General features: G+C 38.9%; 9 protein-coding genes. 1 reads left to right on the top strand and 8 read right to left on the bottom strand.

Annotated features, from left to right (window positions below):
- Positions 1–160: 160 nt before the first annotated feature.
- Positions 161–1,870, top strand: a complete 1,710-nt coding sequence (locus ACFSFW_RS04080) for an Rqc2 family fibronectin-binding protein (protein WP_388035438.1) — start codon at positions 161–163, stop codon at positions 1,868–1,870.
- Positions 1,871–1,922: 52 nt separating this feature from the next.
- On the opposite strand, the gene pyrE is transcribed toward ACFSFW_RS04080, so the two are convergent.
- Genes pyrE through ACFSFW_RS04040 form a run of 8 tightly spaced genes read right to left on the bottom strand, consistent with a single transcriptional unit; the run spans position 1,923 to position 11,431 of the window.
- Positions 1,923–2,555, bottom strand: coding sequence for an orotate phosphoribosyltransferase (gene pyrE, locus ACFSFW_RS04075; protein ID WP_388035436.1), 633 nt, complete (start codon positions 2,553–2,555; stop codon positions 1,923–1,925).
- Positions 2,552–3,268, bottom strand: a complete 717-nt coding sequence (gene pyrF / locus ACFSFW_RS04070; RefSeq protein ID WP_388035433.1) for an orotidine-5'-phosphate decarboxylase — start codon at positions 3,266–3,268, stop codon at positions 2,552–2,554. Before pyrF ends, pyrE begins: the two co-directional genes overlap by 4 nt.
- Positions 3,268–4,179, bottom strand: a complete 912-nt coding sequence (locus ACFSFW_RS04065; protein ID WP_304215749.1) for a dihydroorotate dehydrogenase — start codon at positions 4,177–4,179, stop codon at positions 3,268–3,270. The genes pyrF and ACFSFW_RS04065 overlap by 1 nt, the downstream gene beginning before the upstream one ends.
- The gene (locus tag ACFSFW_RS04060; protein ID WP_388035429.1) at positions 4,176–4,955 is read right to left on the bottom strand and encodes a dihydroorotate dehydrogenase electron transfer subunit; all 780 of its coding nucleotides are present in this window, start codon (positions 4,953–4,955) and stop codon (positions 4,176–4,178) included. Before ACFSFW_RS04060 ends, ACFSFW_RS04065 begins: the two co-directional genes overlap by 4 nt.
- Entirely contained in the window at positions 4,952–8,164 is a 3,213-nt protein-coding gene (gene carB / locus ACFSFW_RS04055; RefSeq protein ID WP_388035426.1) for a carbamoyl-phosphate synthase large subunit, read from the bottom strand. Before carB ends, ACFSFW_RS04060 begins: the two co-directional genes overlap by 4 nt.
- Positions 8,149–9,249, bottom strand: coding sequence for a carbamoyl phosphate synthase small subunit (locus ACFSFW_RS04050; RefSeq protein ID WP_388035424.1), 1,101 nt, complete (start codon positions 9,247–9,249; stop codon positions 8,149–8,151). The genes carB and ACFSFW_RS04050 overlap by 16 nt, the downstream gene beginning before the upstream one ends.
- Positions 9,246–10,532: a dihydroorotase gene (pyrC, locus tag ACFSFW_RS04045; protein WP_388035421.1), complete on the bottom strand. Its 1,287-nt coding sequence runs from the start codon at positions 10,530–10,532 to the stop codon at positions 9,246–9,248. Before pyrC ends, ACFSFW_RS04050 begins: the two co-directional genes overlap by 4 nt.
- Positions 10,529–11,431 (bottom strand): aspartate carbamoyltransferase catalytic subunit, encoded by a 903-nt coding sequence (locus tag ACFSFW_RS04040; RefSeq protein ID WP_304215758.1) that lies wholly within the window; start codon positions 11,429–11,431, stop codon positions 10,529–10,531. Before ACFSFW_RS04040 ends, pyrC begins: the two co-directional genes overlap by 4 nt.
- Positions 11,432–11,501: the final 70 nt, after the last annotated feature.

The raw sequence follows: 11,501 nt of genomic DNA, 5'->3' as shown, positions 1-11,501 counted from the left end.
GGCGCACTTCTGATGAAGTAAATTCTATCTATGAAAGCTTATTCAGTCTCGTCCAAAAAAATGCTATACTTTTTCTAAGTTACCTATTTATTGGTACAATAACATTGAAGAGGAACTAGAAGACCTTGTCTTCTATTGATATGGAAAAGAGGAAACACGTATGACATTCGATGGAATCTTCACACATGCAATTGTGAATGAATTACAAGAAACACTAGATAGTGGTAGGATTTCAAAAATCTATCAACCATATAAAAATGAACTTATCTTTCAGGTTCGTGCAAATGGAAAGAATCATAAGCTACTACTTTCAGCACACCCAAGTTATGCCCGGATCCATGTAACAAATGAATTATATGATAACCCACAGGAGCCGCCGATGTTTTGTATGTTACTCCGCAAACATCTAGAAGGCAGTATCATCGAAAATATCCGTCAGGTTGATATGGATAGGATTATCATTTTTGATATAAAAGGCCGCAATGAACTAGGTGATGTTTCTCTAAAGCAACTGATTATTGAAATTATGGGTAGACATAGTAACATCATCCTCGTGGATTCGGAAAAACAGACAATCCTTGATAGCATCAAACATATTTCACCAGCAGTCAATCGTCACCGCACTGTATTACCAGGGTATACATATGTTTTTCCGCCTGCTCAGGAAAAGATAAATCCTTTTACAGTCGATGAAGAGACATTCTTGAGGAAAATTGACTTTAATGCTGGTCGATTAGATCAGCAGATTGTGAATAAATTTTCAGGGATCTCCCCTGTATTTGCGAAAGAAGTTATATTTCGCGCCGGAATAGCTAATCGAAAAACATTACCTAATCCTTTTTTATCGATGATTACGATGATTAAACAAAATCAAATTACACCACAGATCATAACAAAGGGCCAAAAGGATTTTTTCTATATCCTTCCTTTAGATCATATTGGTGGTGAGGCAAAGGCATTCGCTACGATTAGTGAAATGCTCGATCGTTTTTATTTTGGAAAAGCTGAACGTGATCGGGTTAAGCAGCAAGGCAATGATTTAGAACGGTTTATCCATAATGAAAAAACAAAAAACGAGAAAAAAATCAAGAAACTGGAAGCAACCTTAGTCGAATCTGAAAAAGCTGAAAAATATAAGCTCTTTGGTGAACTTCTGACAGCGAATATGTATGCGATCACTCGAGGCGACAAGGAAATTGAAGTGTTGAATTACTATTCAGAGGAAAATGAGATGGTGAAAATTCCACTACATCCACAAAAATCACCATCTGAAAATGCGCAAAGTTATTTTTCAAAGTATCAAAAAGCAAAGAATGCAGTTTCCTATGTAGAACATGAGATTGCGAAAGCTAATGAAGAAATTACTTATTTCGAGTCTTTATTACAACAAATCGATTCAGCAGCACCAAAGGATTTGCAAGAAATTCGTGAGGAACTTATGGAAGAAGGTTATCTGAAGAAAAAGCAACAAAAAGGCAACAAGAAGATGAAACCTATGAAACCTTCTGTTGAGCTCTATGTAGCAAGTGATGGGACAGAAATCCTTGTTGGTAAAAACAATAAACAAAATGATTATTTAACAAATAAACTAGCAGCAAGAGATGATATATGGTTGCACACAAAGGACATACCCGGTTCACATGTGATTATTAGAAGCAAACAACCATTACCAAATACAATTCTTGAGGCAGCGACAATTGCAGCGTATTTCAGTAAAGCAAAAAATTCATCCTCTGTACCGGTTGATTACACACTGGTGCGCCATGTTAAGAAACCGAATGGTTCAAAGCCTGGCTATGTCATCTATGATAATCAACAAACTGTATATGTGACACCACAAGAAGATTTAATTTTAAAGCTAAGAAAATAAATGAAAAAATTAATACAAGCCCTAGGATCACTTGATTCCTAGGGCTTGTTTATTATGCTTTAGTTGTATACCAGTCAACTGGATTTTCTCTCCAACTCTTCAGACTTTCAATATCGTTTTCAGACACGACTTTTTTTTCAAGCGCAACATTAATTAAGGTTGGATAATCGGTTAAGGTGTGAGCTGAAATATTTGCTGCTTCTAAGCTAGCTGTTGCTGCTGGAAGTTGATACGAGAAGATTGCAACAATACCTAGTACTTCACACCCTGCTTCACGAAGTGCTTCAGCTGCTGTAATAGCACTGCCCCCCGTTGAAATAAGGTCTTCTATAACGACAACTTTTTGTCCTTTAACCACTTTGCCCTCAATTTGATTACCTTTGCCATGTGCTTTTGCTTTGCTGCGTACATAGCACATTGGGCTATTTAATACATCACTTACCCATGCTGCATGAGGAATCCCAGCAGTTGCAGTTCCAGCTATTACTTCCACCTCAGGATAATGAATCTTAATTAATTCAGATAATCCCTTTGCAATTTCCTTGCGAACCTGTGGGAAAGAAAGAGTCATTCGATTATCACAATAAATAGGAGATTTTAAACCTGAAGACCATGTGAATGGCTCATTTGGTTGTAAAAATACGGCCCCGATTTCTAATAAATGTGCTGCTATTTCTTTATTCATACTCCTACCCCTTCCCATGCTGCTTTCATTTGTTTATATGTTTGTAATGGGTTCTTCGCTCGTGTGATGGATCGACCAACGACAATTGCAGTTGATCCTAATTCTCTTGCTTTTTCAGGTGTTACAACTCGGGCTTGATCTCCTACTTCATCACTAGCTTGCCGAATTCCAGGCGTAACTGTCATAAATTCGGTTCCTAGCTTTCTATTGATTACCGGAACTTCAAGAGAGGAACATACGACACCATCTAAGCCACTATCCTTTGTCATAGTTGAATACAGGGCAACCACATCTAACAAATCACGTTCGATTAGTAATTCGTTTCTCATCACTTCTTCAGTTGTACTCGTAAGCTGTGTGACGGCAATACACTTAGGTCTTGACTGCCCCATTGTAGTTCCTGCTTCAAGTCCTTCGCGGGCTGCGACCATCATTCCGCGCCCTCCAGCAGCATGGACATTGACTAAGTCAACACCAAGACCCGCCAGACGCTTCATGCTAGAATATACGGTATTCGGAATATCATGAAGTTTCAAATCTAGGAAAATAGAATGACCTTGTTCTTTTAAAAAGTGAATGACAGCTGGTCCTTCTTGATAATATAACTCCATTCCAACTTTCACAAATAGTGGCTCTTCCCCAAAATCCTTTAGAAAGTCTTTCGCAGATGGTAAATTGGGAAAATCGAGAGCAATAATTAACGGTCGTTGCATTACTTCCAGCTCCTTCCCTGACATTCCGAGATATGCTCAAAACCATATTTATCTAGTAATCTTGGAAGATCTTCAATAATTGTCGGGCACACATATGGGTCCACAAAATTGGCAGTCCCAACTGCTACAGCACTTGCACCAGCATAAAAATATTCAAGAACATCTTCAGCTGATTGAACGCCACCCATTCCGATAATCGGTATCGACACTGCCTGACTCACTTCATGAATCATTCGGATGGCAACAGGTTTAATGGCTGGACCTGATAGGCCCCCTGTTTTATTTGCTAAAATTGGGTTTCCTGTTTTAAGATCAATCCGCATTCCGATTAATGTATTAATCATTGTTAAACCATCTGCACCCGCTTCTTCGATTGCTTTTGCCATTTCAACGATGTTTGAAACATTCGGTGATAATTTAACGTATACTGGAACACTTGATGCTTCTTTTACATATTTCGTAAGCTCTGCAGCCACCTCAGGAATCGTACCAAAAGCAATTCCACCCGTTTTTACATTTGGACATGAAATATTTAATTCTAGTGCATGAACGTTTGATGCTTTCGAGATTTCCCTTGCTACCTCAACATAATCTTCAATTTGTGAACCGGCAACATTCGCAATAATTGGTACATCATATTGATCAAGCCACGGAAGCTCTTCAGCCATGACTTTCTCAAGTCCTGGATTTTGTAATCCAATTGCATTTAACATCCCTGCACTTGTCTCTGCTACACGTGGAGTTGGGTTTCCGAATCTTGGTTCTACAGTTGTTGCTTTAATCATAATCGCGCCTAATGTACTCAAATCGTAAAACTTCGAGTATTCTTTTCCGAATCCAAAGCAACCGGATGCTGGCATGATGGGGTTTTTTAGTGATAAACCTGGTAGTTCAACTTGAAGTCTGTTCATAGTACCACCTCTCCAACCTTAAATACTGGCCCATCACTGCATACTTTTTTATAGGTATAACCGTCTGGATCATCTTGAAGATGACATACACATGCAAAACATGCACCAATTCCACAGCCCATTCTTTCTTCTAAAGAGATATAAGCATTTCGATCAGGAAAGGCCACTTCAAGTGCCTTTAGCATTGGTGTTGGACCACAGGAATAAAGTGTGTCAAATGTTATACCGTTATTTGAGATGACATCTGTTACAAATCCTTTCGTTCCAAGTGTTCCATCCACTGTTGCGATATAAGTTTCACCTAATCCACTAAATTTCTCTTCATAAAACACAGCAGATTTTGATTGGAATCCAAGGACGTGAATCACTTTAACACCTTTTGCAACCAGACGCTTCGATAATTCGTAAAGTGGCGGAACTCCAATTCCTCCACCGACAAGCAGGGCAGTTTCACCAATACCTACTTCATCAACAGGAAAGCCGTTTCCAAGTGGACCTAACACATCGACTGATTGATCGATGTTTTTTTCAGAAAGGACTCGTGTGCCGAGTCCTTCCTTTCGGTAAATCAGTGTGCATTCTTGCTTTTCTTGATTAATATTTGCAATACTAATGGGTCTTCTTAGCAACGGGTCAATTCCATCACTGACTTTTACATGGACAAATTGTCCTGGATCGTTCATTGCCTGAACCAAATCCCCTGCTAATGTTAGTTCAAAAATATCCTCTGCGATTTGAGTGTGACTCACAATTTTCATTTGTTCCTTTTTAATCATGAATGTACCACCTCACGCTTTTGCACGTGGGAACCCATCACTTCACTTGAGAATGTCATGGATTCTAGAACCTTCACGATTGCTTTAGCTGTATCTAGTGAAGTTAAACATGCAACTCCATTCTCAACTGTTTCACGGCGGATTCTAAAGCCATCTCTAGCAGGCTGTTTTCCTTTTGTTAATGTGTTAATAACAAATTGAGCTTTTCCTTGACGAATGACATCAATTAAATTTGGAGCCTCTGCACCAATTTTATTAACGACCGTAACAGGAATGTTTGCTTTTTGTAAGTAGCTAGCAGTTCCACTTGTTGCTAAAAGTTGATACCCAATTGTGTGGAATCGTTTTGCAATTTCAAGCGCTTCTTCCTTGTCTTTATCAGCTACTGTTAATAACACAGATCCATATTTAGGAATCGTGATTCCGGATGCAACTAGGCCTTTATATAATGCTTTTTCTAGCGTATAGTCTTTTCCCATTACTTCACCAGTTGATTTCATCTCTGGTCCAAGCGAAATGTCCACATTGCGAAGTTTTGCAAACGAGAAGACTGGGACTTTTACATAAACTCCTTCAATTTCCGGGTGTAATCCTGTTGTAAACCCTTGTGATGGTAATGATTGTCCAAGTATTACCTTAGTCGCGATATTTGCCATAGGTACGCCAGTTATTTTACTTAAGAATGGGACTGTACGGCTTGATCTTGGGTTTACTTCGATAACAAAGACTTCTTCGTTATAAACCACAAATTGAATGTTTAATAGACCGATAATATTTAATCCTTTTGCAAGTGCAATCGTATGGTCAATGATTTGTTGTCTTACATGGTCTGATAAAGTTTGTGGTGGATATACGGCAATCGAGTCACCCGAGTGTACTCCAGCACGTTCGATATGTTCCATTATCCCCGGAATATATACTGTTTCTCCATCAGAAATGGCATCTACTTCAATTTCCTTACCAGTTAAATAGCGGTCGATTAGGACTGGATGTTCCGGGTTAATCTTCACTGCATTTTCCATATAATGAAGAAGTTCTTCTGTTTGATAAACGATCTCCATGGCTCTTCCACCTAATACATATGAAGGTCTCACAAGCACTGGATAACCGATCGCTTCCGCAATGACAACTGCTTCGTCAACCGAGGTTGCAGTTTTCCCTTTAGGTTGTGGTATGCCAAGTGAAATAACCGTTTGCTCAAATTTATCTCTATTTTCTGCACGGTCTAAATCCTCTAAAGACGTACCCAAAATTTTCACTCCGCGCTCAACTAAAGAACTTGCTAGATTGATAGCTGTTTGACCACCAAACTGTACAACTACACCTTCAGGCTGTTCAAGGTCAATGATATGCATAACATCCTCAATAGTTAATGGCTCAAAGTATAGCTTATCTGAAATACTGAAGTCAGTTGACACTGTTTCAGGGTTATTGTTAATAATGATTGCTTCATAGCCTGCTTGTTTTATCGCCCAAACAGAATGAACGGTTGCATAATCGAACTCAACACCCTGCCCGATGCGGATTGGACCTGAACCTAGAACGATAACACTCTTCTTATCCGTTACAATTGATTCATTTTCATCCGCATATGTTCCATAATAATAAGGTGTTTCTGATTCAAATTCAGCTGCACATGTATCGACTATTTTATATACTGGAACTATTCCTGCTTGTTTACGAGTTTCATAAATTTCAATTTCTGCCCGATTCCATAACTCCGCGATGATGGAGTCAGCAAATCCTTTCTTTTTTGCCACCGTCAATGTTTCTAAATCACCTTTGTTTTCCCGTATTGTGTTTTCGAGCGTGATTATATTTTCAAATTTTTGGAGGAAGAATAAATCAATTTCACTCCACTCATGAATTTGTTGGATGGTGATGCCACGTCTAATCGCCTCCGCAAGATAGAATAGACGCTCATCTCCTGCTTTCCTAATCCTCTTTTCAATTGTGGCAAGATCTGCATTTGTTGCATCCTCTAATTGAATATGAGAAACATTTGACTCGAGGGATCGAACTGCTTTAAGTATGGATTCCTCAAAATTACGTCCAATCGCCATGACTTCACCAGTGGCTTTCATTTGCGTTCCAAGTCGGCGGTTTGCAGACTCGAACTTATCAAATGGAAAGCGGGGGATTTTTGTAACGATATAGTCAAGTGCCGGTTCAAAGGCTGCATATGTTTTTCCTGTCACAGGGTTTATCATCTCATCAAGCGTTAAACCTACTGCAATTTTTGCTGCAAGTTTGGCAATTGGATACCCCGTCGCCTTAGATGCTAACGCTGATGAACGACTCACACGTGGATTTACCTCGATAATATAGTAATTGAAACTATACGGATCAAGTGCTAACTGTACATTACATCCACCTTCAATCCCAAGTGCGCGGATGATTTTTAAAGATGTATTTCGTAATAGTTGATATTCTCGGTCACTTAATGTTTGGCTCGGTGCAACAACAATTGAATCACCAGTGTGAATTCCAACTGGGTCTACGTTTTCCATGTTACAAACGACAATTGCAGTATCTGCAGAATCGCGCATTACTTCGTATTCAATTTCTTTAAACCCTGCAATACTCTTTTCTAGTAGACATTGGGTTACAGGACTATTTTTCAATCCGCTTGTAACAATTTCAATCAATTCTTCTTCATTGTTACAAATTCCACCACCAGTACCTCCTAAGGTGAAGGCTGGTCTAACAATTACGGGGTATCCTACTTTTTCAATAAATCCGTATGCTTCGTCCAGGTTATGGATAATTTCACTTTCTGGCACAGGCTCGTTCAGTTCGTTCATTAAGGTTCGAAATAAATCACGATCTTCGGCTTTTTCAATCGCTGAAAGAGTTGTCCCTAGAATCTCGACATTACATTCTTCAAGAACGCCAGATTTTGAAAGTTCTACAGCCATATTTAAGCCGGTTTGGCCACCTAGTGTTGGCAGGATTGCATCCGGTCTTTCTTTACGAATAATTTTGCTGACAAATTCTAATGTAATGGGTTCTATATAAACTTTATCTGCAATTTCAACATCTGTCATAATTGTTGCAGGATTTGAGTTAACCAAGATTACCTTATAGCCTTCTTCTCGTAATGCTAAGCAGGCCTGAGTCCCTGCATAATCAAATTCTGCTGCTTGCCCAATAACGATTGGACCTGATCCGATTACTAGAATAGTGTTAATATCTAAGCGTTTTGGCATAGCTCTTCGCCTTCTTTCTTGAAGTTTTCAATCATCTGTAAAAAGTCGTTAAATAAGCTATTTGCATCCTCAGGTCCAGGTGAGGCCTCCGGATGATACTGAACAGTGAATGCTGGATAATCTAAATGGCGCAGTCCTTCTACTGATCCATCATTAAGTGCTATATGTGTTACTTCCAGTTTAGTAGAAGCTAAAGACTTTTCATTAACTGTATAGCCATGGTTTTGAGAGGTAATAGCAACCTTTCCGGATTTTAGGTGTTTAACCGGATGGTTCGATCCTCTATGTCCAAATTTCATTTTTTCAGTATCGGCACCACCTGCTAAAGCAAATAATTGATGACCTAAGCAAATTCCAAATAAAGGAACCTTCCCTAAAACACCGTTAATCATTTCAATAGCTTCAGGTACATCTTTTGGATTCCCAGGCCCATTACTTAGCATGATTCCGTCAGGTTTTAGTCGAAGAATTTCTTCGGCTGTTACATTGTAAGGGACGACAATTACATCACAGTCACGGTGATTTAGTTCGCGTAAAATTCCATGTTTCATGCCAAAATCGACTAAAACAACACGATGTCCTCTACCTGGGCTTGGATAAGAACCTTTTGTAGAAACCTGTTTTACTTGGTCAGTGGGTAAAGTGCGACCACCAAGTTGGTTCATCACTTCACTTACATTGACATCCATTCCACAAATAGCACCTTTTAATGTCCAATATTGACGGATAATTCTTGTAAGCTTTCTTGTATCAATTCCAGAAAGTCCTGGAATACTTTTTGACTTAAAATACTCGTCTAAATTAAATTGACTTCTAAAATTTGATGGTTGGTCACACACTTCATTCACAATAAAACCACTTATAGCTGGGTTGATTGATTCAAAATCATCTCTATTAACACCGTAGTTTCCAATTAAGGGATAGGTTAATGTTACGATTTGGCCACAATACGATGGGTCCGATAAAATTTCTTGATAACCTGTCATTCCAGTATTAAAAACAACCTCACCAAACTTCTCAATCTCACTTCCGAATCCTTCACCAACAAAAATGGTTCCATCTTCTAAAATAAGCTGTCGCTTCATACTAGAACACTTCCTTTCTGCCATACAATGTTGCCATTTACAAGTGTCATGACCGGCCATCCTTTACATTCCCAGCCAGTAAATGGTGTGTTTTTTCCTTTTGAAACAAAGCTTTCTGGATCAATTGTTTCTGTAGCGTTTAAATCAATTACAGTTAAGTCAGCATTCTTACCAATTTCTAATGTTCCAAATGGTAATTTAAATGTACTGGCTGGTTTATTGGTTAAGAAGTTTACTAATTGCTTTAATGTCATTCTGTTGGTTTCAACAAAATGTGTATAAAGAAGTGGGAATGCTGTCTCTAAACCAACGATGCCAAATGGCGCTAGAGCCATTCCCTGTGCTTTTTCCTCACTTGCATGTGGTGCATGATCTGTAGCGATAAAATCGATTGTTCCATCAAAGAGTCCTTCAATAAGGGCCTCCAAATCCTCTCTTCCACGTAATGGAGGATTCATTTTATAATTTGTGTCGAGGCTAGGGATGTCTTCATCACATAGTAATAAATGATGTGGTGTAACCTCAGCTGTTACATGGATACCAGCACGTTTTGCATCTCTGATGACACGGACTGATTCCTTTGTACTTACATGACATACATGGTAGTGACAGCCAGCTGCTTCAGCTAATAAAACATCCCTTGCAATATGTACGGATTCGCACACAGAAGGAATTCCATTGATTCCATGTTTCTTCGAAAATTCACCCTCATGTACAGAACCTTTATTGATTAACGTATTTTCCTCACAATGGGCTACAATTGGCATATCAATCGCGGCCGCTTGCTTCATGGCTTCAAGCATCATCCCAGCAGATTGAATTCCAACGCCGTCATCTGTGAATGCAAATGCTCCTGCTTCCTTTAATCCATTCATATCCGTAAGTTCTTGACCAAGCTCACGAATGGTGATAGCCGCATATGGAAGAACATTCACATGAGCCGTATCCTGGATTCTTGCCTGCAGCCAATTCATTTGTTCAACTGAATCTGGAACTGGTCTTGTGTTAGGCATTGCTGCAATTGTTGTGAATCCACCTTTTGCTGCCGAAAGACTTCCTGTTTCAATTGTTTCTTTATGTTCGCCTCCTGGTTCACGAAGGTGGACATGGACATCAACAAAACCTGCTGATACAAACATTCCTTCTACATCAATTACTTCACAATTTGTTGGATCAAGGTTTGTACCCATCGCTTCAATCAAGTCATTCGTGATTTTGATATCTGCACTTACTAATTCACCTTGTTCGTTTAAAATTTTTGCATTTTTTAATAATGTGCTCATATTAAAATTCCTCCTTCAACCTGTTGTAACACTCTTTTAAGTACGGCCATTCTTACGAATACACCATTTTCCATCTGTTTAAAAATTCTTGAGTTTTGTGCTTCTACTAATTCACTTGCTATTTCAACTCCACGATTGATGGGAGCTGGATGCATAATAATGCTACCCTTTTTCATGTTTTTGCTTCGCATAATCGTTAAACCATATTGTTCATGGTATTCTTCTTTCGTTAAGCCCATCGATGACTCATGGCGCTCATGTTGAATACGCAGCAACATGACGACATCTGCTTCTCTAATGCCTTTATCAAGGTCTACATATTCACCATTAGGATTTGTATCATCTTGCCATTCTAATGGAGCTGAAAAGCGAACATTTGCGCCTAATCTCGTTAAGACTTCGGCATTGGATCTTGCAACCCGACTATGACGAATATCGCCAACGATTAACACATTTAAATCTTGGAATCTAGCAAACTCTTGTTTAATGGTTAATAAATCAAGGAGAGATTGTGTAGGATGATGACCACATCCGTCACCTGCATTAATGATTGGAATATGGATGCCATTTATTAATTCCTTAAAATACTCATCCTTTGGATGACGAATCACGACTGCATTTGCCCCGATTGATTGAAGGGTTTTAACTGTGTCATATAGACTTTCTCCCTTTTGAACACTTGAAGTCATTTCATCTAACTGCAGGATGTCTGCACCTAATCTTTTCTCGGCTACTTCAAAACTAAAGCGTGTACGTGTACTTGGTTCGAAGAAAAGATTTGCAACAAATGTTTGTTTTTCTAGCTTCCATTTGTTTCCTTCGGCAAACAGGCTTGCATCAAATAGAATTCGGTCAATATCCTCAATGCTTAACTCGGTCATCGTAAGTAAATGATTCATTTTCTCTCCTCCAATTCTTATAAAAAAACACCCTTACCTTTATTGGTAAGGGTGTAAAACAAGGTTTTGT

Origin of the sequence: Ferdinandcohnia salidurans (genome assembly GCF_042680725.1) — a bacterium.
Lineage (GTDB): Bacteria > Bacillota > Bacilli > Bacillales > Bacillaceae_L > Ferdinandcohnia > Ferdinandcohnia salidurans.
This window is presented reverse-complemented; position numbering and strand designations above follow the sequence as displayed.